At 58.0% G+C, this 24,581-nt stretch carries 23 protein-coding genes; 10 read left to right on the top strand and 13 right to left on the bottom strand.

All coding sequences use genetic code 11. From position 1 onward, the window contains the following. Window positions 1–69: 69 nt before the first annotated feature. The 5 genes from fabG to FIV08_RS07570 all read right to left on the bottom strand — a co-directional run bounded on the left by fabG (window position 70) and on the right by FIV08_RS07570 (window position 3,708). Window positions 70–813, bottom strand: a complete 744-nt coding sequence (gene fabG / locus FIV08_RS07590; protein ID WP_061331907.1) for a 3-oxoacyl-ACP reductase FabG — start codon at window positions 811–813, stop codon at window positions 70–72. Between the two features lie 15 nt (window positions 814–828). Beyond that, window positions 829–1,767 (bottom strand): ACP S-malonyltransferase, encoded by a 939-nt coding sequence (gene fabD / locus FIV08_RS07585; RefSeq protein ID WP_152437901.1) that lies wholly within the window; start codon window positions 1,765–1,767, stop codon window positions 829–831. Between the two features lie 125 nt (window positions 1,768–1,892). Next, the gene (gene plsX, locus FIV08_RS07580; protein WP_216646179.1) at window positions 1,893–2,897 is read right to left on the bottom strand and encodes a phosphate acyltransferase PlsX; all 1,005 of its coding nucleotides are present in this window, start codon (window positions 2,895–2,897) and stop codon (window positions 1,893–1,895) included. Window positions 2,898–2,940: 43 nt separating this feature from the next. Beyond that, complete coding sequence (gene rpmF / locus FIV08_RS07575) at window positions 2,941–3,120, bottom strand: 50S ribosomal protein L32 (RefSeq protein WP_011785345.1); 180 nt, start codon at window positions 3,118–3,120, stop codon at window positions 2,941–2,943. Between the two features lie 30 nt (window positions 3,121–3,150). Next, on the bottom strand, window positions 3,151–3,708 hold the full coding sequence (locus FIV08_RS07570) for a YceD family protein (protein ID WP_072677582.1): 558 nt from the start codon (window positions 3,706–3,708) through the stop codon (window positions 3,151–3,153). Between the two features lie 147 nt (window positions 3,709–3,855). On the opposite strand from FIV08_RS07570, the gene FIV08_RS07565 reads away from it, so the two are divergent. Further along, window positions 3,856–4,470: a Maf family protein gene (locus FIV08_RS07565; protein ID WP_152437900.1), complete on the top strand. Its 615-nt coding sequence runs from the start codon at window positions 3,856–3,858 to the stop codon at window positions 4,468–4,470. A gap of 7 nt (window positions 4,471–4,477) precedes the next feature. Here the strand turns inward: FIV08_RS07565 and FIV08_RS07560 are convergent, their stop codons facing one another. The 3 genes from FIV08_RS07560 to rluC are packed head-to-tail and all read right to left on the bottom strand — an operon-like array spanning window position 4,478 to window position 7,281. Further along, the gene (locus tag FIV08_RS07560; protein WP_061331903.1) at window positions 4,478–5,533 is read right to left on the bottom strand and encodes a S49 family peptidase; all 1,056 of its coding nucleotides are present in this window, start codon (window positions 5,531–5,533) and stop codon (window positions 4,478–4,480) included. 24 nt (window positions 5,534–5,557) lie between these two features. Then, window positions 5,558–6,205, bottom strand: a complete 648-nt coding sequence (locus FIV08_RS07555; RefSeq protein WP_061331902.1) for an HAD family hydrolase — start codon at window positions 6,203–6,205, stop codon at window positions 5,558–5,560. Beyond that, a complete protein-coding gene (rluC, locus tag FIV08_RS07550) occupies window positions 6,205–7,281 on the bottom strand; it encodes a 23S rRNA pseudouridine(955/2504/2580) synthase RluC (RefSeq protein ID WP_152437899.1) in 1,077 nt (358 codons plus the stop codon). Before rluC ends, FIV08_RS07555 begins: the two co-directional genes overlap by 1 nt. A gap of 589 nt (window positions 7,282–7,870) precedes the next feature. On the opposite strand from rluC, the gene rne reads away from it, so the two are divergent. After that, on the top strand, window positions 7,871–10,996 hold the full coding sequence (gene rne, locus FIV08_RS07545; RefSeq protein ID WP_152437898.1) for a ribonuclease E: 3,126 nt from the start codon (window positions 7,871–7,873) through the stop codon (window positions 10,994–10,996). A gap of 2 nt (window positions 10,997–10,998) precedes the next feature. Then, the gene (locus tag FIV08_RS07540) at window positions 10,999–11,541 is read left to right on the top strand and encodes a YecA family protein (RefSeq protein ID WP_061331899.1); all 543 of its coding nucleotides are present in this window, start codon (window positions 10,999–11,001) and stop codon (window positions 11,539–11,541) included. On the opposite strand, the gene FIV08_RS07535 is transcribed toward FIV08_RS07540, so the two are convergent. After that, the gene (locus FIV08_RS07535) at window positions 11,538–12,404 is read right to left on the bottom strand and encodes a PHP domain-containing protein (protein WP_152437897.1); all 867 of its coding nucleotides are present in this window, start codon (window positions 12,402–12,404) and stop codon (window positions 11,538–11,540) included. The genes FIV08_RS07540 and FIV08_RS07535 overlap by 4 nt on opposite strands. An 87-nt stretch (window positions 12,405–12,491) precedes the next feature. On the opposite strand from FIV08_RS07535, the gene FIV08_RS07530 reads away from it, so the two are divergent. From FIV08_RS07530 to FIV08_RS07520, 3 genes are all read left to right on the top strand, one after another. After that, entirely contained in the window at window positions 12,492–12,791 is a 300-nt protein-coding gene (locus tag FIV08_RS07530) for a YciI family protein (protein ID WP_152437896.1), read from the top strand. Between the two features lie 134 nt (window positions 12,792–12,925). Further along, complete coding sequence (locus FIV08_RS07525; protein ID WP_152437895.1) at window positions 12,926–13,594, top strand: TIGR04211 family SH3 domain-containing protein; 669 nt, start codon at window positions 12,926–12,928, stop codon at window positions 13,592–13,594. A 5-nt stretch (window positions 13,595–13,599) separates the two neighbouring features. Next, window positions 13,600–13,890 (top strand): PilZ domain-containing protein, encoded by a 291-nt coding sequence (locus tag FIV08_RS07520; protein ID WP_061331896.1) that lies wholly within the window; start codon window positions 13,600–13,602, stop codon window positions 13,888–13,890. A 52-nt stretch (window positions 13,891–13,942) separates the two neighbouring features. Here the strand turns inward: FIV08_RS07520 and rraA are convergent, their stop codons facing one another. After that, window positions 13,943–14,422 (bottom strand): ribonuclease E activity regulator RraA, encoded by a 480-nt coding sequence (gene rraA, locus FIV08_RS07515; protein WP_061331895.1) that lies wholly within the window; start codon window positions 14,420–14,422, stop codon window positions 13,943–13,945. A gap of 48 nt (window positions 14,423–14,470) precedes the next feature. Next, a complete protein-coding gene (ppsA, locus tag FIV08_RS07510; protein ID WP_152437894.1) occupies window positions 14,471–16,843 on the bottom strand; it encodes a phosphoenolpyruvate synthase in 2,373 nt (790 codons plus the stop codon). Window positions 16,844–16,975: 132 nt separating this feature from the next. Here ppsA and FIV08_RS07505 point away from each other — a divergent pair, with 132 nt between their 5' ends. Continuing rightward, window positions 16,976–17,791 carry a pyruvate, water dikinase regulatory protein gene (locus FIV08_RS07505; protein WP_058090402.1) on the top strand — a complete coding sequence of 272 codons (816 nt, stop codon included), beginning with the start codon at window positions 16,976–16,978 and terminating at the stop codon, window positions 17,789–17,791. 91 nt (window positions 17,792–17,882) lie between these two features. On the opposite strand, the gene FIV08_RS07500 is transcribed toward FIV08_RS07505, so the two are convergent. Continuing rightward, window positions 17,883–20,807 (bottom strand): insulinase family protein, encoded by a 2,925-nt coding sequence (locus tag FIV08_RS07500; protein ID WP_152437893.1) that lies wholly within the window; start codon window positions 20,805–20,807, stop codon window positions 17,883–17,885. Window positions 20,808–20,907: 100 nt separating this feature from the next. Between FIV08_RS07500 and FIV08_RS07495 the strand changes: the two genes are divergently transcribed. The 3 genes from FIV08_RS07495 (at window position 20,908) to FIV08_RS07485 (ending at window position 23,946) form a co-directional block, all read left to right on the top strand. Further along, window positions 20,908–21,363 carry a hypothetical protein gene (locus FIV08_RS07495; RefSeq protein WP_061331891.1) on the top strand — a complete coding sequence of 152 codons (456 nt, stop codon included), beginning with the start codon at window positions 20,908–20,910 and terminating at the stop codon, window positions 21,361–21,363. A gap of 114 nt (window positions 21,364–21,477) precedes the next feature. Next, window positions 21,478–22,797: a PEGA domain-containing protein gene (locus FIV08_RS07490; protein WP_152437892.1), complete on the top strand. Its 1,320-nt coding sequence runs from the start codon at window positions 21,478–21,480 to the stop codon at window positions 22,795–22,797. Window positions 22,798–22,848: 51 nt separating this feature from the next. After that, window positions 22,849–23,946 carry a response regulator gene (locus FIV08_RS07485; protein ID WP_152437891.1) on the top strand — a complete coding sequence of 366 codons (1,098 nt, stop codon included), beginning with the start codon at window positions 22,849–22,851 and terminating at the stop codon, window positions 23,944–23,946. Here FIV08_RS07485 and FIV08_RS07480 read toward each other — a convergent pair. Further along, window positions 23,929–24,498, bottom strand: coding sequence for a nucleotidyltransferase family protein (locus FIV08_RS07480; RefSeq protein ID WP_228715542.1), 570 nt, complete (start codon window positions 24,496–24,498; stop codon window positions 23,929–23,931). The two genes, FIV08_RS07485 and FIV08_RS07480, sit on opposite strands and share 18 nt — an antisense overlap. Window positions 24,499–24,581 lie beyond the last annotated feature (83 nt).

Genomic DNA, 24,581 nt, shown 5'->3' with positions numbered 1-24,581 from the left:
CTGCAAACAAGCAGGGATTCTGTCAAACATGTTGTGCGACAAGGGGTTGCACATCAGCCCGCAACGGGCTTAACCCATGTACATGCCGCCATTCACATGAATGGTTTCTCCGGTAACGTAAGCAGCGCCTTCCGATGCCAGGAACGCCACCACCGAGGCAACCTCCTCCGGTGACCCGAGGCGACCAGCCGGTATGATTTCCAGCATAGCCTCACGCTGCTTATCGTCCAGTTTTTTGGTCATATCCGTGTCAATAAAACCGGGTGCCACGCAATTGGCGGTAATGCCACGGTTAGACATCTCTTTCGCCAGGCTACGAGTGAAACCCTCCACTCCGGCCTTGGCTGCACAATAATTACCCTGCCCGGGGTTGCCCATACCGGCGACCACCGAACTGATGTTGATAATCCGGCCCCAACGGGCCTTGGCCATGCCGCGAAGCACCGCCTTACTGGTGCGATACACACTGGAAAGGTTGGTTTCCAGCACGGCAGCCCAGTCATCGTCTTTCAGACGCATCAGCAGGTTATCACGGGTGATACCGGCATTGTTGACCAGGATCGCAGGCGCACCGGATTGTTCAGTCAGCTGCTTCAGGCCCGCTTCAATACTTTCCGGTTCGGCCACGTTCATCACGATGCCATAACCCTGGTAGCCGGCTTCTTTCAGTCCGCTGGTGATGGCTTCTGCGCCGGCTTCGCTGGTCGCGGTACCAATGACTTCTGCACCCTGGCGGGCCAGCTCGTGGGCAATGGCTTTCCCAATACCACGGCTTGCGCCGGTAACCAGCGCAACCTTGCCTTCCAAAGACATAAACAACTCCGTTTATCAGGACTGGCCGAATGCCGCCAGGGCGCCGGCCAGAGAATCGGGATCTTCAATACCGTGCACCGGCAAACCGCGCTCAATCCGCTTAATCAACCCGGCAAGCACTTTACCAGCACCGCATTCAACCGCTACCGTCACGCCTTCATCACTGAGCGTGCGGATCGAGTCCGTCCACAACACAGGAGAGTATAGCTGCTTCAGCAGATTGCTCTTGAGCGTGTCTGCCTCTTTGACAACAGTAGCATTCACATTCTGGACCACCGGGATGACAGCATCGTTAAACCGGACATCTTCCAGTGCTTCGGCCAACTGTTCGGCAGCACCTTTCATCAGGGCACAATGGGACGGCACACTCACCGGCAGCGGCATCGCTTTACGCGCCCCGCGGCCCTTACAGGCTTCAATAGCCCGCTCAACGGCAGCGGCGGAGCCGGCAATAACCACCTGCCCCGGAGCGTTAAAGTTCACCGCAGCCACTACATCGCCGTGGGCCGCCTCTTCACAGGCCGCAACAACGTCTGCGTCCTCGAGCCCCAGAATGGCAGCCATGCGACCTTCACCGGCAGGGACAGCATCCTGCATAAGTTCGCCACGAAGCTGAACCAGTTTGACTGCTTCAATGAAGTCCAGACTTTCCGCGGCCACCAGCGCGCTGTACTCGCCCAGACTATGACCTGCGACGAAATCAGGACGTGGCCCATCCGAGACACACCACTGGCGCCACAGGGCAACACTGGCGGTTAACAGGGCCGGCTGGGTAACCATGGTCTGATTCAGCTCTTCAGCAGGACCGTGCTGGCACAGGTGCCAGAGATCGTAGCCAAGAACGTTAGACGCCTCATCGAAGGTTTCGCTAATCATTGGCCACGCCTCGGCAGCATCCTTAAGCATGCCGACCGATTGGGAGCCTTGTCCGGGGAAAATAAACGCTGATTTCATAAGCGGAATCTTATCGTCATTGATGGGTTACTGGAGATTAGCCAATAGTACAATTCAGGCCAATTATCCGCGATTAACCCTGAAAATGCGGGTCTACTTTAGTCGGGACCCGACCGGGACAGGCATCATAACATCAGATCATCGAGTCTTTCGTTGATCCTTCGTGGCACTTCGAGCTCTACTTCCCGAACGGCCTGGCGAATAGCGGCCAGCATGGCGCGCTCGTTGGCATTGCCATGACTTTTAATGACCACACCCTGGAGCCCAAGCAGGCTCGCACCGTTATGACGGGACGGGTCCATCAACTGAAGGAGGCGGCCGATAATCGGTTTTGCCAACCAGCCCACAAAGCGACCATAAAGCGAGCGGGTAAATGCCTGCTCAAGAAGCTCTATCAACAACCCGGCGACACCTTCGCCGGTTTTCAATGCAATGTTGCCGACAAAACCGTCACAGACTACTACATCGGCCACATCCCGAAACAGGTCACTGCCCTCGACATAACCAATGTAATTGATAGTGTCGCATTGGGCTAACATATGAGAGGCAAGGCGAACCTGCTCGTTGCCCTTGATCTCTTCCTCGCCAACATTAAGCAAAGCAACACGAGGCTCAGGCTGAGCACAAATGGCCGAGGCCATGAGCGACCCCATCAGCGCATACTGATACAGGTTCTCCGCCGTGGAATCGACATTCGCACCGAGATCCAGAACGTGGCAACGGCCACGGAGGGAAGGAATAAGCTTGGCAATGGCCGGCCGCTCAATACCGGGATACATGCGGATAATCGACCGGCCGAACGCCATCAGGGCGCCGGTATTGCCAGCACTGACACACCCCTGGGCCTCGCCGTCCCGGACAAGTCCGAGCGCAATGGCCATGGAGGAGTTTTTCTTGTGACGAATGGCATGGGAAGGGCGCTCGTTCATGCGCACCACGTCCGCCGCCTCAACGATGCGAATCCGTTCGTGCCCATCAATCAACAAGGCCTCGAGCTCGCTCCGGATTCCCACCAGAACAAGACTCAAGGCCTCATTTTCACGCACTGCTTCCAGCGAAGCATGAACCACCACCTCGGCGCCACGATCACCGCTCATGGCGTCGATAGCAATGGTGACCGGTTTACTCACCGCTCGTCCATGCGTCACGGGTCAGAAGGGTATCCCGACGATCTTACTCGTCGCGAGCCTCAACAACCTGCTTTCCGCGGTAAAAACCGTCCGGAGAGACGTGGTGACGACGATGAACTTCGCCGGTGGTTGCGTCTGTGGACAGAGCGGCGGCGCTCAGTGCGTCGTGCGAACGGCGCATGCCACGCTTGGAACGGGTCTTGCGATTTTGCTGTACAGCCATGGTTATGCTCCTGACCTATTTACGAAAACGTTAATGCTTTGTCGTCTTGAGACCCGCCAGCACACTGAACGGGTTGTCTTCTCTTTTCTTTACCTCTGGCTCACTGGCAGCCTTTGATGGCTCCAGTGCCTCCAGGTCTTCCTTTGCCGGGCATTCGTCCCTCTCATGAAGAGGAAAGGGTGGTAATACCAGCAATAGCTCGTCTTCCACCATGGCCCACAAGTCTGCGCTGAAGTCCTCGAACAGAAAGGGTTCCAGTGCTTTCGGCAATCGTTGGGCCTGCTCATCGTTGATGACCAACCCGAGATCAAAACGGGATTCCAGTGTCGTATGCATATCCGTCATGCAACGCTGGCACTCCAGTGTGACCGGCGCAGACAGCTCGCCCGACACAACCCTTCGGCGCTCACTATCCTGATAAAAGGACAGCTTAACATGGCATTCACTGCCATCCTGCAAGCCAGGAACTGCTTCTCGAAAACGAGCGAGACCCTTGAGTGGAACTACCCCCTCAAGTGTTCTGTTCTGCTCAGCCAACCGGATAGGGTCAACGGATTTCGGCAGTTCGGCGATCGGCGCTTTAGACATAGGCGCGCAATTTTAGGGGCGCGACCCGCCTCTGTCAAAGACTTAATCCACTTTCTGCCGGGGGTTCCGCTCCGTGTAGGGGTATTTTACGATATGGACCGGCAAACCTGACCAGATCCATCCACCCACCACCTCTACAAGGCAACCATGACCTCATCCGGCCTTTTGCTAGCGTCATCATCCCCTTACCGCAAACGCCTGCTCGAACAGCTGGGCCTGCCCTTTGAGACAGCCAGCCCAAATATCGACGAATCGCCGCTACAAGGCGAACTACCGGATGCTCTGGCGGTTCGACTGGCCACCCAGAAAGCCCAGGCGCTTGCACCGGAGCACCCCGGAAAACTCATCATCGGCTCGGACCAGGTCGCCGCCCTGCCGAACGGCACACTGTTAAGCAAACCAGGCAGCTATGAGCAGGCGTTTGAACAACTCAGCCAGAGCAGCGGGAAAAGCGTGCACTTCCTCACCGGCCTGGCGGTGCTCGACACCCGGACAGGCGCTCTCGAACACTGCTGCGAAACCTTTATTGCACATTTCCGCGACCTTACCAGGGAGGAAATCAGCAATTACCTGCGCAGAGAGCAACCCTATGACTGCGCCGGCAGCTTCAAGATGGAGGGATTGGGCATAACCCTGTTCAAGGGATTGGAAGGGCGAGATCCCAACAGCCTGATTGGATTGCCACTGATTGCCCTGAACGAGATTCTGATCCGGCTCGGTAACAACCCGCTGCTACACCCCGAACCATCATCCGGGGTGTAGCAGACGATTAACGCAATTCGAGGCGCGATTCCAACATACGGGTAGCGACACCCTCGCCGACCGAGACGCCCAACTGGTCCACAAGCTCACGGAAGGGCGAGCGACGGCGACTGTAGTCCACCAAGTTCTCCTCACCCACCAACTGACGGGCCACCCAGGAGGTACTGCCCAGCCCGTCCACCAGCCCCAGTTCAACAGCCTGCTCGCCACTCCACACCAGACCACTGAACAACCGCTCGTCGTCTGCCAGGCGATCACCCCTGCCCTCTTTTACGGCACTAATGAACTGCTGGTGAGTGTTTTCCAGCACGCTCTGCCAGAACGCAACATCCTCATCGCGCTCTGGCGAGAACGGGTCAAGGAAAGCTTTGCTCTCGCCGGCGGTATAGAGGCGGCGATCCACACCGATTTTGTCCAGCATTTCACTGAACCCGAATCCGCCGGCAATTACGCCGATCGATCCCACCAGACTGGCACGGTTGGCGTAGATTTCATCAGCCGCCGCCGCGATGTAATAGGCTCCCGAGGCTCCGATGTCCGAAATGACGGCATATACCTTTTTATCCGGATACTCTTCCCGCAGGCGCTTGATTTCATCGTAGACGTAGCCTGCCTGCACCGGGCTGCCGCCGGGACTATTGATCCTTAACACCACCGCCTTTGAGCGCTCAGCCTCAAAGGCATTGCGCAGCGATGTCACCAGGTTATCGGCGCTCGCCAGCTCATCTGCGGCGATAGTGCCCCTGACCTCCACCAACGCGGTGTGGTGACCGGCAACGGAATCAACACTGTCACCAAGAGGCGAACGTATAAAGAACAGCAGCGCGAACAGGTAACCAAAAGTCAAAATCTTGAAAAAGATCCCCCAGCGACGGCTTCGGCGCTGCTCGGCCTGCAGTGACATCACCAGCTTCTCGATCAGTCGCCAGTCGCGCCCCGATTCCGGCGGCAACGCCGGCTCTTTACTGCCAAACAAACCTCGCTTTCGCGCCGGCGCACTCTGCTCAGGCTCTGCAGGCTTGTCACCCCAGCCCGGCTCCTTATCCGATTCCCAGTCACTCATCCGCTATTCCTTAACCACAAACGATCATAGCCCCAGCGTACGCCGAAGCTCGTCAACAGAACTCACTACTGCGTGGGGATCATACTGTTCCAGCACGTCACGCTTATGCACGCCCCACTCAACCCCGATCGCCGGCATACCAATACGGCGAGCCATATCCAGGTCGTAGCGGGTGTCACCGATCATCACCGCCTGCTCCGGCCGGTAACCGTAGAAATCCAGAATTTCCTCAAGCATCAGCGGGTCAGGCTTGGATTTGGTTTCGTCAGCACACCGGGTAATGTCGAAATGGGTGCCCAGCCCGCTGGAGGTGAGTGCCACTTCCAGCCCCCGTCGGCTCTTGCCGGTGGCCACCGAACAGCTCCGGCCAGAGCCACGCAAGTCCGCCAGCATGTCCGCCATACCCTCGAATACGTTCTGGGGCGTGGTCACTTTCTGGAAAAAGTAACCTGCATAACCCTCCCGAATCCGCATCATTTCCTCGCGGCTCAACCCCGGGTAAAGACGTTCCAGAGCCTCGATCATGCCCAGCCCAATAATATCCCGATAGGCCTCGCGCTCCAGCTCCGGATACCCCAGCTCAGTCGCAGCCTGGTGCAAGCTGTCGGCGATATGGTCCACGGAATCAATGAGCGTTCCGTCCCAGTCAAAAATAACAACCTTTACATCCATCAATAACTACCCTTGCTACGCTGCTCAAGCTCTTTGAGCACCTTGGCGAATGGCTCATCATACGGCGCTTCGAGACTCATTGCCTCATCAGATCCCGGCAATGTGAACTCAAGGGCCCTGGCATGAAGCATCAGCCGCTGCCCACCGATGGCCCGAAATGCCTTGAGACTGGCGTCGTCCATATATTTGTCATCGCCGGCTATCGGGTGACCAGCCGAGGCACTGTGAACGCGAATCTGGTGCGTGCGACCGGTTACCGGCGACGCCTGCACCAGACTGTACCCCTGGTACTGCTGCAAACAGCGAAACAGCGTCAGCGATTCCTTGCCTTCGGGACTTACTTTCACCCGCCGCTCGCCATTCGGCATCTCATAGCGCAGGAGTGGCTCATCAACCCGACCAATGGCCGCTGGCCAGGTGCCCGCCACCAGGGCGTGATAATGCTTACGAATGCGCTTGTGCCGCAGTTCATCCTGAAGAAAACGCAACGCCGAGCGTTTTTTAGCCACCATCACCAAACCGGACGTATCCCGGTCCAGCCGATGCACCAACTCCAGGAACTTTGCCTGCGGCCGGGCCGACCTGAGCACTTCGATCAAACCAAAACTCAGACCACTGCCACCATGAACGGCAATACCCGAGGGCTTGTTCACCACCAGCATATCGTCATTTTCAAAGACCACGGCCGCTTCCATAACCGATTGCACCCGATCACCGGGCGTAGGCGACTCCGGCTTGCTCTTCTGGACAATCGGCGGAATGCGCACCACGTCGCCAGCCTGAAGGCGGGAATCCGGCCTTACTCGACCTTTGTTAACCCGCACCTCACCCTTGCGAACGATTCGATACACAATGCTTTTGGGCACACCCCGCAGGCGGGCGAGGAGAAAGTTGTCTACGCGCTGGCCGGCCATATCCTCGTCCACCGTCACCCACTGGACACCCGTCTGCACCTGGCCTGCCAGCAACTCTCCGCGACGCCCATCAGAGGACACCGGCCCTGCCCGGCCCGATCCCCCATGGGACGGATTGCCGCGTTTCGGCGGCTGACGACGGGCTGCTGGCTTGCGCGACATGGGATACCTTTTCCTGGGTGATAAACGCGGGATTGAACGAACACCGCTTTACTGTTATATTCCGGCGTGCTCTGCCGTTTGTCTACGGCCTGACGAACTCTGGTCAGAAGCCGGAGCGGCAGCAGTATACCGACACTGATTAAGAGATTGAACGCCGAAGCCCAATCATTACCGGGCCCGGCGTGAAACAAACTCCCGGACCACAGGGCAGACCCAGAGAGGCTGCGACCTGCTCCGGGAGAGGAAAAACCGACCGGAAAACCGTCGGGCGACATCGCGAAGAATCACTACCATGCAAACCCGGGCCGTCCAGCAAACCAATACGACGTGAGACCCAGGAGTTTGTGTGAACCTGAAAACGGATATTATGCGTCAACAGACATTCACCCTATTCGACCTCTCCCTGCTGTCAGGCAGGCGGATTGTCGGCGGTGGTCTCAGACTTACAGGATCGCAACCCATAAGGGTTTGATCCGTCTGGCCGCCGGCCGCCCTGCTGTAACGGGCCCGCGGCACGCACATCCCGCTTCGCTGATGCGAACGCTCCCGGTTTTCTGTCACTAACAAACGACAGGAACCCTTTCTTTCCATGAAAAGAATGCTGATCAATGCAACTCACCCTGAAGAGTTGCGCGTAGCTCTGGTAGACGGCCAACGGCTTTTTGACCTGGATATCGAATCCAGCACCCGTGAACAGAAAAAAGCCAACATTTACAAAGGTCGTATCACCCGCGTAGAACCCAGCCTTGAAGCGGCGTTCGTCGACTTTGGCGCAGAGCGCCACGGCTTCCTCCCGCTGAAAGAAATCTCCAAAGAGTACTTCAAGAAGTCTCCCGGCCAGATCGAAGGCAAAATCAACATCAAGGATGTTCTGTCTGAAGGACAGGAAGTCATCGTGCAGGTTGATAAAGAAGAGCGTGGCAACAAGGGCGCAGCCCTGACCACCTTTATCTCTCTGGCCGGTCGCTACCTGGTGCTGATGCCCAACAACCCCCGCGCCGGTGGCATTTCCCGTCGCATTGAAGGCGATGACCGGGCGCAGCTGAAAGACGCCATGAACGGCGTACAGGTTCCCAAGTCCATGGGAATCATCGTGCGTACTGCCGGTATTGGCCGCACCACCGAAGAGCTCCAGTGGGATCTTGATTACCTGGTGCAGTTCTGGGAAGCCATCACCCAGGCCGCCGGGGAGCGCAAGGCGCCCTTCCTGATTCACCAGGAAAGCAACGTTATCATCCGGGCGGTTCGTGACTACCTCCGCCAGGACATCGGCGAAGTCCTGATCGACGCTGACGGCGTTTACGAAGACGTACTCAGTTTTGTACGCGCCGTAATGCCCACCTTCGAGAACAAGATCAAGCTTTACAAGGATGAGATTCCCCTGTTCAGCCGGTATCAGATCGAAGGCCAGATCGAAACCGCGTTCCAGCGGGAAGTGAAGTTGCCCTCTGGCGGCTCCATTGTGATCGACCCCACCGAAGCACTGGTCTCCATTGATATCAACTCCTCCCGCGCCACCAAAGGCCACGACATTGAGGAGACTGCCCTGCAGACCAACCTGGAAGCGGCAGAAGAAATCGCCCGCCAGCTGCGCCTGCGAGACATGGGCGGGTTGATCGTTATCGATTTCATCGACATGACCCCGGCCAAGCACCAGCGCGAAGTCGAGCAGAAAATGCGTGAAGCCCTGGAAATCGACCGGGCCCGCGTTCAGGTCGGCAAGATTTCCCGTTTCGGCCTGCTGGAAATGTCCCGTCAACGCCTGCGCCCATCTTTGGGTGAAACACGCAGCGAAGTGTGCCCTCGCTGTGAAGGCCAGGGCACCATCCGGGGTATTGAATCCCTGGCCCTGAGCATCATGCGACTGATCTACGAAGAATCGTCCAAGGAAAAGACCGCCGAAGTCCGCGCCATCGTGCCGGTGTCCGTGGCTACCTTCCTGCTGAACGAAAAACGCAAGCAGTTGGCCGACATCGAGGCACGCCAGGGCGTTTCCGTGGTGGTTGCCCCGGTGCCAAATATGGAAACACCGCACTTCGAGATCATCCGCCTGCGTCAGGATGAAGCAACCCCTGAGCACATTGCCAGCCATCAGGTTGCCCAGGAATACAACGAGCGGGAAGAAGAAAGCGCCGAAGTAACGACCACCGAAAAGCCGGTTCGTGAGCAGGCTGCCGTGAAGGCCATCCGCCCCACAGCCCCTGCCCCGACAGCCCCCCAGGCCGCCGCTGAACCAGCGGAGCCGGAGGAAGGCCTGTTCCGCAAGCTCGGCAAGAAAATCGCCTGTTTCTTCCGCGGCGAGCAGGAGCAAACCGACACCAAACAAGCCGCCGGCAACCGTGACCGCGCCGGAGACCGTCGCAATCAGGGCCGCCAGGACCGTCGTAAATCAAGGGTAGCCCGTGACGACCAGCGCCAGGGTGGCAATCGCACCGGCAACGACCGCCGACAGGGTGGCCAGCCAAACCGCGCCGATGACAACCGCAACCGTAATCGCGGCAACCGCAACGAAGACCAGTCCCGTGCCGCCCAGAATCGCTCAGGGCCGCAGGACAAGGGTGGCGATAACCGTGGTACCGATAACAAGGGCGGTGAGAACCGTCGGGATAACCGCAAGGATTCACAGGGTCGCAACCAGAACCGCAATCGTCCTCAGCGCGACGCAAAAGACCAGAAAGACAACCGCGAGCCGCAGGATGGCCAAAAAGCCCAGGCCGAGAACAAGCAAGGTGGCGACGACAAGCGTCGTAAGCCGCGCCGCCAGCGTAATCGCGACGGCTCACCTGCCGAGTCTCCGGCCAGCACACCGGCCGCTCGCAAGGCAGAACGGAGCGAAAGGCACCAGAAGGACACTCAGCCCGAGAAAGGCGTAGAGACCGGTAAGGAAGAGGCGAAGCAACAGCCAGCCCAGCAACCGGTTGAACAGCCCAAGAAGGTTGAAGCACCGAAGAGCGCTGCCGCCGAAGACAAGGCCACGGTGGAGACACCCAAGGCTGACAAGCAGGAACAGCCGAAAGCCGACAAGGTGCCGGAAGAGAAAGCCGAACAACCTGCCCAGCCGGCAGAGCAAGGCAACCAGGTTGACGGCCAGAAGGCGAGCGAAACAACCGACGCCAAGGCTGACGCCGCGAAGCCGGCTGACGCGCCTGAATCCGGTAACGCCGAGAAGGACAAGGAGCCCAGGGAACCCCGCAAGGCTCGCCCGGCAAACCGTCAGCGCAAACCGAAAGCCGCAGACAAGGCTGCAGATAGCGCCAATGCTGAAGCGCCGGCCACCAAGACCGACAGCGAAGCAAAAGCAACAGAGGCAACTGACAAGCCGGAAGCAACGCCGAAGTCCGAGAGCAAGCCTGCTGAAGCGACAGAAGCTTCAAAGACCGAAAGCAAGGCAGAAAATAGCGAAACGGCGGATGCTCTGAAGGCTGAAAAGTCGGAACAGACTGAAACCACCGAGAAGCCCAGGAGCGAAGAGCCAAAAGCCCAGCCAGAGAGCCCCGAGCCCAAGGCCAAGGCTGACAAGGCAGAACCGGAAGCTGAGGCTAAGACTGACGCAGAGCCCAAGGCAGAAGTAAAAGCCGACGATGCGCAGAACGCCCCCGCACAGGACGAAATGCCAGACGTTCCGGTCACTCCGGGCCGTGCATACAATGACCCACGTGAGGTCCGTAAGCGCCAGCGTGCGGCCGCCGAAGCCAAGAAGGCCGGGAGTAACTGAATATGCTGACCAATTCGGATATCGAGGCGCTGGAAGACATACTGTTCGCTGAGCCCTGGGGAGATGAAGCCCTGGATTTCTTCGGATTCCACGGCGTGGTGTGTGCCAGCGTTATCGGCCCGGTCAGCCTGGAGGCGGAAGATCTCTTCCGCCTCGCCACCGGCGCAGACACCCTGCCAAACGGCAAGGTACCGGAGGTCTTCGCGCACTGTGTGAAGGTGTTGGCTTCTGATATGGCCCACGCCCTGGACATGGGCCAGCCGCTGGAACTGCCGGAACCGGAAGACGGCGACCCCATGAACGCACTGGAAAACTGGTGCGCCGGGTTTGTTGATACCTTCCTGGAAAATGAAGAGGCCTGGCTCGATGCCGCCAGCGAGGAAGACGTCGCAGACCTGATGGTGCCGATGCTTACCCTGTCTGGCCTGTTCGAGGACGAGGACTTCCAGAACGTGCGTAACGATGAGAAGTTATCAGGCCGCATGGCGGAAGCCATTCCGGATTCACTGACGGACCTCTACCTGCTGTTCCACGCACCGGACTAAGCGTTCACCGGTTGCCTGAAATGATGCCAGACGGGCTCCAGCCCCTCTGGCATTTTCATGATACGGCCCAGCTCGCACCAGGGCGCGCCGGGAAAATGAAAATCGCTGCCCTGAGAAGCCAGCAACTGCTCCCGCCTTGCCAGCTCTGCTACAAAACCGAGATCGCCACTGGACTGCCCGGATACCGATACCTCAATGGCCCGACCACCAGCCCGGCGAAAATCCGCTGTCAGTTCACGCAGGCGGGTTGCCGTCAGCCGGTATTTTCGGGGATGCGCAAGCACAGCGATGCCGCCAGCATCCGTGATCCATTGCACCACTTCAGATAATTCGGGCCAGCAGGCCTTCACATCACCGGGCTTACCTGAGCCAAGGTGGCGTTTGAACGCATGGGCCGTCTTTGGCACCACCTCTGCTTCCACCAGAACCTGGGCAAAATGTGGTCGCCCGGGTACATCACCCCCGGCCAGGGCTGTCGCTTTCTCCAACAACCCGTCAACCTTCAGACGAGCCAGCTTATCGGCAATCGACCGCGCCCGCTGCCATCGGTTGTCATTCTGCCGCGCCAGTGCTTTCAGAAACGCCGGATCCGCTTCATCGAAGTCCAGGCCGACCACATGAATGGTGTGGCTGCGCCAGACACAAGACAGCTCAACACCGCTAATCAGTGACAGCCCCAGTTCCTGCCCCCGGGCGCGGGCCTGAGCGAGACCAGCAATGGTGTCATGGTCGGTCAGTGCAAGATGGCTTACACCCTGCTCTGACGCCCGGGCAACCAGGTCTTCCGGCGTTAACGCGCCATCGGATGCGGTGCTATGGCAATGCAGATCAATGCACGGTTTCGGGTCTTGAGGTATAGTCACAAACAGTCCTGAACTGGGCGATAGCCGCCAGTGTACCAGTGTTGGCTATCCGGCCCTAACCAAACCGAGATTTGTACCGGAGCACCCATGTATTACGCCATTATCAGCGAAGATGTCCCCAACAGCCTGGCCCTTCGGATGACCGCCCGCCCGGCTCATGTTGCAAGGCTGGAAGCACTGAAAGCCGAGGGGCGTTTGCTGGTAGCCGGCCCCCACCCGGCCATCGACTCCCCGGACCCGGGCGAAGCCGGGTTCAGCGGCAGCCTGGTCATCGCCGAGTTTGAATCACTGGAACAGGCTCAGGCGTGGGCGGATGCCGACCCGTACATTGAAGCAGGGGTGTATCAATCCGTGTCCGTCAAGCCCTACAAGGTTGTGCTGCCCTGAGCTGGTGACAGCGTAACCAGACAACAGCACTGCATGAGCGGATTGTAACCCGCGATTGCTTGAATACCCGTCACTGTGTGACAGAATTGCGTGTTTGAATGACCGTCAATAGACCATACCAGGGAACGTAACCCGTGACATCGCTCCGTCTTCTTCTCAGCCTTTTGCTTATCATCGCTTCGGTTTCCGTCGCTCAAGCCCGTACCGTATGGGTTGACGACAAGCTCTACCTGCCCGTTCGATCCGGAGCCGGTTCCCAGTTCCGGATTATTGAAAACGCGGTTCCCAGCGGCACACCGCTGGAGGTGTTGGAAGTCGGCGATGGTTACACCAAGGTGAGAACGCCCAAAGGCACTGAAGGCTGGGTTTCAAGCCAGTATCTCAGCAACCAGCCGATTGCCGCTGACCGGTTACGACGCGCCACCCAGCAACTGGAGCAGGCGCGCTCAGAGCTCACGAATGTCCGCGAGCAGTTGTCAGAGGTTACGGAAGAACGTGACAACCTGCAGAACGCCGAAAGCAGCCTTTCCAACCGCGCTGGTGAACTTCAGGAAGAACTCACCCGCATCAAGAATATCGCGGCGGACTCCATCAACCTGGAGCGACGCAACCGGGAGCTGCGCGAAGAGAATCAGAAACTGCGTAACGATCTGGAAGTACTGACGGCAGAGAATGAACGGCTTGAAGCCAGCAAGGATTCCGATTTCATGCTGCTAGGCGCCGGCCTGGTGCTTGGCGGTGTTCTGCTGGCCCTGCTCATTCCGATGCTCAAACCAACAAGAAAAACCGACAACTGGGCCTAAATGCCATGAAAGATTACTCGGAAAAACGTGACTTTCACCGGATGCAGGTAAACAGCCGCATTGAAATCACCAATGCCAGGGGCGATACATTCACCGGCATCTGCCGGGACCTGAGCGCCGCGGGCATGCAGCTGTTCATTGACGAGGCTGTCGCCGTGGGCAGTGAACTCAGAACCCGCCTGGAAGGCGCAGATAACCAGCTACCCCCGCTGGAGACCGTGTGTGAGGTCATTCGTTGCGAGCCAGAGGGCGAAGGTTATCTGATCGGCGTCAACATCACAGAAGTTACCCAATAAAAAACGGCGGCCAGAAGGCCGCCGCTTTGTATTACTACAGGGCAACCCCGGGTCAAACCAGGGGTTTCTCGGATACGATGATGCCATTGTTATCGGCATACACGTAGTGCCCCGGATGGAAGGTCACGCCGTGGAAGGTAACCGGAATGTTCAGGTCACCAATACCACGCTTTTCAGTCTTCCGGGGAACCGTACCCAGCGCCTGAACACCCAGGTGGGTCTGGCCAATTTCGTCCACATCCCGGATGCAGCCGTAAATTACCAGACCGGCCCAGCCATTCTCTGCGGCTTTCTCGGCCAGCATGTCGCCCAGCAACGCATTGCGCTTGGACGCACCACCGTCTACCACCATTACCCGACCGTTGCCCGGCAGGCCCACCTGCTCCTTGACCACGGAGTTGTCTTCAAAGCACTTCACGGTAACGATTTCGCCGCCAAACTGGCGCACACCACCGTAATTGTTGAAGCCAGGCTCAACCACCTGTACTTCCGGAAACTCGTCGCACAGATCCGGCGTAATGATCTTGCTCACCTGCTACTCTCCTTTTCCGAAATGTTAGCTTTTCCGAAATATTCGCGCTCAGTCAATCTTCTCGTCAGCCAGGAAGAACCAGGTATCCAGCACGGAATCCGGGTTCAGGGATACCGTATCGATACCCTCGTCCATCAGCCACTTGGCCAGGTCCGGATGATCAGACGGGCCCTGACCGCAGATGCCGATGTACTTCCCAGCCTTTTTACAGGCCTGGATAGCGTTGGACAACAGGGCTTTGACGGCATCATTCCGCTCGTCAAACAGATGCGCAATGATACCGGAATCCCGGTCGAGGCCCAGAGTCAGCTGCGTCAAATCGTTGGAGCCGATTGAGAAACCGTCAAAGTGCTCCAGGAACTGTTCAGCCAGAATCGCGTTGGCCGGCAGCTCACACATCATGATAACCCGCAGGCCATTGTCGCCACGCTTGAGGCCATTCTCCGCCAGCAGATTAACCACCTGTTCGGCCTCGCCCACGGTGCGCACGAACGGTACCATTACCTCAACGTTGGTCAGGCCCATGTCGTTACGGACTTTCTTGAGCGCCCGGCACTCCAGCTCGAAACAGTCGCGGAAAGTTTCGGAGATATAACGCGATGCGCCACGGAAGCCCAGCATCGGGTTTTCTTCGTCCGGCTCATACAGGGTGCCACCAATCAGGTTGGCGTACTCGTTGGATTTGAAATCAGACAACCGCACAATCACTTTCTTCGGCGCAAATGCTGCGGCCAGAGTCGAAATACCTTCAACCAGCTTGTCGACGTAGAAATCCACCGGGGATGCGTAGCCGGCAATACGTTTGTCGACCGTTTGCTTGATATCACGGGGCAGGCCGTCGTAGTTCAGCAACGCCTTTGGATGCACACCAATCATGCGGTTGATGATGAACTCAAGGCGAGCCAGGCCAACACCTTCGTTGGGCAGCGCCTGGAAGTCAAAGGCCCGGTCCGGGTTGCCCACATTCATCATGATCTTGAACGGAATGTTGGGCATGGAATCCACGGTGTTTTCACGCAGCTCGAAGTCCAGGGCACCTTCGTAGATCATGCCGGTGTCGCCTTCGGCGCAGGATACGGTGACGTCCTGGCCATCCTTCAGCAATTCAGTAGCATCGCCGCACCCCACAACTGCAGGAATACCCAGCTCACGGGCGATGATCGCCGCGTGGCAGGTACGGCCACCACGGTCGGTGACGATGGCGGAAGCGCGCTTCATCACCGGCTCCCAATCCGGGTCGGTCATGTCGGTGACCAGCACATCACCGGGTTGAACACGGTCCATCTCGTTAATGCTGGTGATAATCTTGACCGGACCACTGCCGATCTTGTGGCCGATACTGCGGCCTTCCACCAGCACCTTACCGGTCTCTTTCAGCAGGTAGCGCTCCATCACGTTGGCTGAGGCGCGGCTCTTCACGGTTTCAGGGCGGGCCTGAACAATGTAGATCTTGCCGTCGTCACCGTCTTTGGCCCACTCAATATCCATCGGGCGCTGGTAGTGCTGTTCGATAATCATGGCCTGCTTGGCCAGCTCTTCCACTTCCGCATCGGTAATGGAGAAGCGGTTACGGTCTTCCTGCTCTACCTTGACGGTTTCCACGAACTGGCCTTCGCCCGGCTCGGAATGGTAAACCATCTTGATGGCCTTGCTGCCCAGGTTCCGGCGCAGTACCGCCGGACGGCCGGCCTCGAGCGTAGGCTTGTGCACGTAAAACTCATCCGGGTTAACCGCGCCCTGCACGACCGTCTCGCCCAGGCCGTAGGACGACGTGATGAACACCACATCGCGGAAGCCGGATTCGGTATCCAGGGTAAACATCACACCACTGGATGCGGTTTCACTGCGAACCATCTTCTGGATACCCGCCGACAGCGCCACCAGCTTATGATCAAAGCCATGGTGAACACGGTAGGAAATCGCCCGGTCATTAAACAGGGAGGCAAACACCTCTTTGACCGAGGTACGAACCTGCTGAAGGCCAGACACATTGAGGAAGGTTTCCTGTTGGCCGGCAAAGGAGGCATCCGGCAAGTCTTCTGCCGTGGCAGACGAGCGAACCGCCACAGCCATGTCTTCGTTACCATTCTGGAGTTTCGCAAAGGCCTCTTTCAGGGCATTATCCAGGCTATCGGGGAACGGAGTATCAACCACCCATTGGCGAATCTGGGCACCGACACGAGCGAGCTCGTTAACATCGTTTACATCAAGGGCATCAAGAGCCTGGTCGATTTTGTCTTTCAGGCCATCGGTGGCCAGAAACTCGCGATAGGCATAGGCAGTGGTGGCGAAACCACCGGGAACGGTAACGCCTGCATTGGCGAGATTACTGATCATTTCACCGAGGGAAGCGTTCTTGCCTCCAACCCGGTCAACATCGGACATTCCCAGGTGGTCAAACCAGATGATGTAATCTTCCAAAGCACGTCTCCCTTGAGTCTGTGTAGCGCGGAGTCTCGAATCTGGCGTGTATGATACTGTAACCTGCGGAAATTACCTAGGGAGCTGCGGAACAACTCCCGGCAATCAGCCAAAACCAAACCGGATACAGCCATGAAAAGAACCGCTTTTTTTATTTCGGACGGCACAGGCCTGACGGCAGAAGCACTCGGCCATGCCCTGCTTGCCCAGTTCGAGAAAATCGATTTTGAACGTATAACCGTGCCCTATATTGATGATGAAGAAAAGGCTCATGACCTGGTCAAACGCATCAACAAGGCTGCGGAGGTAGACGGTGCCGCGCCCCTGGTTCTCGATACCATCGTTAACAGCAGTATCCGTGAAATCATCAGTACCGCCGACGGCTTCATGATCGACATTTTTGGCACCTTCCTGAGTCCGCTGGAGCAGGAACTTAACTCATCGTCGTCTTACACCGTGGGCAAATCCCACGCCATCAATAACGAAGGCAGTTACGAGCGCCGGATCAACGCGGTGAACTTTGCACTGGATAACGACGACGGCGCCCGCACAAGACACTACAGTGAAGCAGACCTGATCCTGGTGGGCGCCTCCCGAAGTGGCAAGACACCGACGTGCCTCTACCTTGCGCTTCAATACGGCATCAAGGCGGCAAATTACCCCATTACTGAGGAAGATCTGGAGGATCAGAAACTGCCTGCGGCTCTGCGCCCCCACAAAGAGAAGATCTTCGGGCTGACGATTGAACCGGAACGACTGGCAACCATCCGCAATGAACGGCGACCGAACTCCCGCTACTCCTCGATTCAGCAGTGCATGCACGAAATCGAGGAAATTGAACTGATGTACAAGCGGGAACGCATTCCCTACCTGAACACGACGGCCTATTCGGTTGAGGAAATATCCACCCGTATCATGGTCACCACCGGCCTGAAGCGACACCGGTGATACCCGCCAAAAGGCTTAAACGAAAAGGGCCCGGAAATCAGATTTCCGGGCCCTTTTCAATTCTCTGAGAGGCAGTTATTGCGACTCTACCTCAGAGTTCCTGAATCGCCATGCCCAGGCCCTCGGCCACGCCGCGATTATCAGGGTTGGTGACGACCGCCACACTGGCCTTTTCCGGCACCAGCCAGGTATCGGCCACCCGTTGCAGCTCGTCCAGCGTCACCGCGAGCACTCGCTCCCGGAACCGGGCCCGCTGCTCCGGCGTGCGGCCAAACAGCTTGTTATGGAACGCGTGGCGAGCGGCACCGGCGGGTGACCTCGGCCGGTCCAACTGGCCGATAACACCGAGGATGGCCTCTTCAAGGGACTGGGCATCGTGGTTTTCCGTGCGCAGCCAGTTCAGGGCACCGTCGAAGTCGTCGAGGGTTTCCGCCAGCCTCGGGTCTCGGTACGAGAAGAAACGGAATACGCCATTGACACTGTCCTGGCCGGCACCGCCGCCATAGGCACCGCCCTTTTCCCGGATAGCACGATGCAGGAAGCCATTGCGCAGGAAACCGCCCAGAACCGTCAGCGCGGCAGCATCCGGATGATCCACCGCAACGGTGCTGTAGGCCTTGGCACAGAAATTCACCCGGGTTGACGTCAACCAGGCCTCACGGGTGCTGTAATTAACCGGTGCCATGGCCCAGGCATCGCCCGCCCGACCGGAATCACCCTGCCAGCAGGATTTGAGATCATCCAGCATGGGCGCCAACTGACCATCTTCGCCAATCAGCAGGAACTGCCGTTGCTGGTTGCGGATTTTGTCGTGCAGCGCCGCCAGGCTGGCACAGAATTCAGCCAGGGCTTGGTCATCCTTCAGGGATTTATCCAGCTCTTTGGTCCCACGGATACCCGCCAGGCCACCCAAACGGAAGGTCAGCCAGGAGCCGGCACTCAACCCTTGAGCCGCAGCGCCCATGGCCAGGGCGTGGCCACTGCCAGTCACGGCCTGCTCACGGCGCGCCCGCACCTGCGCAATAATCTCTCGGATACGCTCTTTCTCATCAAACCGGACGCCGGTGTATACATCCTTCAGCAACTGGGTAAGGGCCTTGCCGTTGCGGGCCAGGGCCTTGCCGCTGAAAATCAGGTAGCCAGACACGTCCTGCACATCATCAATACGCCCCTTGGCGCTGAATGAGGCACCAATACCGCCGGATTCCGCGGAAATCCTGTCTTGCATCTGCAGGTAATCCAGTTCACCACAACCCACTTCGGAAACCAGGGTGGTGTAGTAAGGCAACAGTAACAATTCCTGCTCTGACAACGCCGGTACCGGCAATACAACCTGCTGGTACACCAGGCCATTGGTGCCCCGGGAATACACGGTTGCTCCGATGTCGGCATCGTAGCTGCCCTCTGGCTCGGGCATCTGCAAAGGTACATCGTCCAGGCTGACCTTTGGCAGAATGGAATCGTCATCTTTACGCAGCTGGCGTTGTTCCAGGGCCTGAGCACGCTCCACAATCGCCTTCACTTCCTCTTCCGTCAGGCTGGCTTTGCGGCGCGCCAGGGCCTCACGAATGGCCTGCTGGTGATGGCTCTCCAGCTTCTCATCCGGGCGCAAGGTGAGGGTCACACGGTGTGGGTTGTCCAGCAGCTTGCGGCGAATCAGGCCGGGCACATATTCCGGATCTTTGATTTTCTCTCGCAGGCTGGCCAGTACAGGTTCCAGATCCAGCAACTCCACCGGATCACCACCGTGCACCATCGGCGCAATCGCGCTCATGATCAGCTGCAGGCCATAGGGGAAGCTGTCCCCTGCTATTTCCCGCTGATGCAGTTCAAGCTGGTGCAGAATGGCTTCCAGCCGGTCCTGACTCACGCCCTGATCCACCACGCTCTGCAGAGTGGATTCAACCAGTGCTTCCAGCTCTGCCCGACTATCTGGCTCGCTGCCTTCAATGCCGCACACAAAGGTCATTTCCCGGTTGGAATCTTCCAGGCCACACATGGGCGACGGAGCATGGCCAATATCGGTGGTTTCCAGAGCCCGCATCAGCGGCGAGGCACTGTTTTCCAGCAATACGGCAGACAATAACTGGCCTTCCAGGTTCTCCTGCAGGTCAAAGCTGTGGCCCAGCAACCAACCCATCACAATGTGGGTTTTTTTCTCTGTGCCTTCACCGTCATTGACCGCATAGCCCTGCTCCACCCGCAGGGGCGCAAACATACGCTTCTCGTCGCGGACCGGCAGTTCGATATCCAGACGATCAAACCGCTTTAGCGCCAGCTCCTCGAACTTCTCATGGTGCTCCCGGGCTGGAATGTTGCCGTAGGTGGCAAAAATGGCGTTGCTCGGGTGGTAATGATGCTTATAGAACTTCACCAGGTCGTCGTAGGTCAGATCAACAATATGATCCGGCTCACCACCACTGTTGTAGTGGTAGGTAGTGGTCGGGAACAGGTGGCTGCTCAGGTTCTGCCACAACTGGGAGGTAGGCGCACTCATGGCTCCTTTCATCTCGTTGTAGACCACGCCGCGGTATACCAGGTCGCTGCTCGGGTCGTCCGGTTTATCGAATTCCAGACGATGGCCTTCCTGGGCAAAATCCAGCGGGTCCAGCTTTGAGAAAAACACCGAATCCAGGTACACCGACAGCAGGTTGTCAAAGTCCTTGCGGTTCATGCTGGCAAACGGATAGGCGGTCCAGTCGCTGCTGGTGAAGGCGTTCATAAAGGTGTTCAACGAACGCCGGATCATCATGAAAAAAGGATCGCGGACCGGATAACGTTCGCTACCACACAGCGCCGTGTGCTCAAGAATATGAGCCACCCCGGTGGAATCCATCGGGAAGGTGCGCAGCGCCACGAAGAAGACGTTCTCGTCGTTGTCCGCCGCCAGGTGAAGGTGGCGGGCGCCGGTTTTCTTATGGCGATATTCCTCAACCTCAAGGTTCAGCGTGTTGATCCGGTGACTGCGAAGTTTCTCGAAGGCCGGGTGAATTGCGTTATCGGTCGCTGCAGCCATTAAGACAATCCTGTGTATTGAACAATTGGAGAATTACAGGGTAACACGTAGTATCAGATATGATGCACGGAACGGACTCAACAAGGTAGCCTGCCGAATTATGACAGACCGCACCCCCAAGCATATCGACGCCCCGGAAGTAGCCGCCTGGTGGGCGGAAAGACGCCAGTACCTGGAGCGAATCCGCAAGGTGCCCGAAATAAGACAGCGCTTCTGGCGAGAAGTTGCCATTTACCTGCTGCGCCGCCTGCTGTGGTCGTTCGGGTTCTTCCCGATTTTCATCGCTTTCTGGCTACCGTTCGTTCTGTCCAGTTTTAACCCGGTGGTGATGGCGTCGGATATGATCCCCCTGCTGCAAGGGTTTGTGAATTCCAACCCTGAACAACAGGCCACCACCATCAGCACCTTGACCATTGCCTGGCTGTCGATCGGGTCCTTCTTCCTGGTGTTCGATTTCGTGCTGACGCCATTTCGGTCACCGTATCAATACGAAGCCGATGTGTACATGAAGTCCTGGGAGCAGCTCAATCATGATCAGCTTCCGGACAAAATGTGATTTGGCCAGCATTCTGGCTAACTTCAGACACTTTCTGTTACATAACGTTGCAGACAGTGGGTAAGATGAAACCATAAGAAAGTATCCGGTAAGTTTGGATCACGAGGTTTCGTCATGGTCGATTTCAGACCACTACTGTTCGTAAACGCCCTTGCGTTAATGCTCCTGGTTACCGCCGGCTTCGCCTCGGTCAGAAAAGACGTGCCCGAAGTAACCGTTCCCGGCGTGGCTGAAACCATAGCCGCGGCGGCGGAGCCGGTCTTGGCACCAGAGCCACAGCCAGCACCGGAACCTGCCTTACCGGAACCCGAACAGCCCGCGCAACCGGTCTCTGAAACCGCCAGCGCTACTCCCTTTACCCTGCCCCCCATGCCGGAACAGCCGGAAATGGTTGCCGTGGCAGAACCGGTTTCAGCCATCAACACCCGGCTGGACACTCCTCAGGCTGAACGCCCTGTTCAGCAACCTGCCCCGGAACAGGCAAAAGAGCCGCCGCCACCGAGTACTGGCAAACTGGTCTTGCGCTCCAACGTGGTGGGCGACCAGGTTACGATCAACGGCAAAACTTACGGCGCCACCCGGCTTGATCTGGAACTGAAGCCTGGCCGCTATGACGTAACCATCGAAAAACCCGGTTACCAACCCTGGACCAACAGCGTAGCACTGACCGCTGGCCAGGAGCTGACGCTGGTGGGCCGCCTGGAAGCCTACACCACGGTCAATTATCGCAATGGTGAGTGGGTTGGTGACGTACGAACCGGCGACGGCACCTGGCAGGACGAGGCCGGCCTTCGCTACGAAGGACACTTTGTTGACGGCAAGTTCCATGGCACCGGCAAGGCCCGGTACCCCGACGGCAGCAGATACGAAGGCGACTGGGACAATGGCGAGCGCCACGGTGAGGGCCAATGGCGCAGCGCTGATGGCTCAGCCTATACCGGTCAGTTCGAACGGGACCAGTTCCACGGCAAAGGCACCCTGACCCTGGACAACGGCGACATCCTCACCGGCAACTGGAGCCGCGGCCGCATGAATGGCCATGGCTCGCTCACCACTGCCGATGGCATGCTTTACGTTGGTGGCTTCCGCAACGACGAATTCCATGGCCAGGGCGCCCTGACCTACCCGGACGGCCGCTCCTATGAGGGCGAATTCTCCAACGGCGAATTCCACGGCAAGGGCTCGGAAGTGTTTGCCGACGGCAAGAAGTACGACGGCCAGTACATAGAAGGCAGATTCCATGGAAGGGGCCTGCTGCGCAACCCGAACGGCAGTTCGATCGAGGCTACGTTCCGGCATGGCGAACCCTACGGACAGGTGCGCCTGACCACTGCGGCTGGCGAAGTCTTTACCGCCCGCACCACAGAACCCGGTGTGTGTTATCGGGACAAGAGTTATCGGGCAACGCAATGCCCGCAACTGGAAGGCTGGTAACCACCCGGCCGCAGTAACCACGTGTTTGCAGTAACAGGTTGAGGTAGTGACATGGCAATCAAAAACGCTCTGCTGGTGGACGACTCAAAAGTAGCAAGATTTGCGCTCAGCAAACTACTTGAGGGTCGGGACATGGAAGTAAACATGGCGGGCTCTGCCGAGGAAGCACTGGACTTCCTGAAAAGCCATGATCGCCCGGACGTGATCTTTATGGACCACCTGATGCCCGGCATGAATGGCGTTGAGGCCACCAAAGCCATCAAGGGGAACCCGGACACCGCCGGCATCCCCATCATCATGTGCACCTCGAAGAAGTCCTCCTCGTTTATGGAAGAGGCCCGCAATTTCGGGGTGTACAACATATTGACCAAGCCCCCGCAGACTGATGGCCTCAGCCTGGTTCTGGACCAATTGGCCAGTGATGTGGAACAGGGAACACTGCCTCCCAACGTTACCACCGCAAACGATGCCGAATTGCCGGATACTGAAGACGAACTGCTGCACATACCCACAGATGCGTCAGTGGAGATGTCACCGAAAGGCGATATCGGCGCTAACGGACATACCAGCCCGAACGTGGTGCCGCTGACCAGCGACCTGATCGAGCAGATTGCCCGTTCTGCGGTAAAAACCCACATCAACAACCGCCTGCACGAACTGCTCAGTGACTTGTTCGACGAACAGTTTGATCACCTGAAACGGGCCCTGGACGAAAACCGCAGCAAACAGGACGCAGCCATAGAAGAACGGCTGAACGAGCTCACCAAGCTGCTGGATGACCGCACCCGCAACCTTCGGGATGACGTTGCCGCCGAGGTCAACCTGAGCCTTAGCCAGGAACTGGCGCGGCTGAAGAAGGAACTGTCGAAAAATGCGGGCTTCACCGCTGAGCACATGGCAGAGCTGAAAGACCACATCACCAGCGTTCAGACCATCGACACCGAGTTCTGGCAGACCCTGCAGTCTGAGGCCATTCAGCAGGCCCACGAGATCTCCCGTGAAACCGCCGAAGACATTGCCCAGCGCACCATTGATCTGTATGTATCGCAACAGCGCTCTGCCAACTCCCGCATCTACACTCTGGGACTGGCGGTCAGCCTCGGCATATTCACTGTGGGCATTGCCTGGCTGTCAGGTTTGTTCGGCTAATAACCGCCTGACTTCCTGCCAACTTTCCGGGGTGTCAACATCCGGTTGCACTCCGGCAATATCAATGGCTCCAGCGCCTGAACGATTCAGAACCCGCCCCGCTCCGGCGTCCCCCGTCAGAGCCACCACTTGCGGCCACAGTGACCGGGGTATCCAGGCAGGCACCCCCACGCGTTCCCCATAACTAGCTCCCCATGGCCGCTCTGGCTCAGCGCGAGCCTGCGCTGCCAGCTGCTTCAACCCTTCAGGCGCCAGCAGTGGCTGATCTGCCAAGACCACAAACACACCCAGAGCCTGCCGCCCCAGTTGATGGATACCCGCCGCCAGTGATCCGGCCAGTCCTTGCGACCAGTCCGGATGATAGATCCAGGCGCCCGGCTGCAGCGCGCAGCGGTATCGAACCAGGGGGTAACCACAACCGGCCACTACCCTGACCTGTTGGGATAGCAACCGAGCCTGACCAACGGCTCTGGACAACAACGATTCACCACCCGGCAGCATCAGGAGTTGCTTCGTGCGCCCCATCCGTGAGGCTCGCCCAGCGGCCAGCACCAATGCCGGAAACTGCTGATCGTGAGTAACACCGTTGCTGGTTAAAATATCCTTCTCCTTGGTATGCGGGAATCCAGGCAAGC

It is taken from the genome of Marinobacter sp. THAF197a, assembly GCF_009363275.1.
Taxonomy (GTDB): domain Bacteria; phylum Pseudomonadota; class Gammaproteobacteria; order Pseudomonadales; family Oleiphilaceae; genus Marinobacter.
The sequence above is the reverse complement of the archived record's forward strand: the minus strand, read 5'-3'. Positions and strand labels throughout refer to the sequence as shown.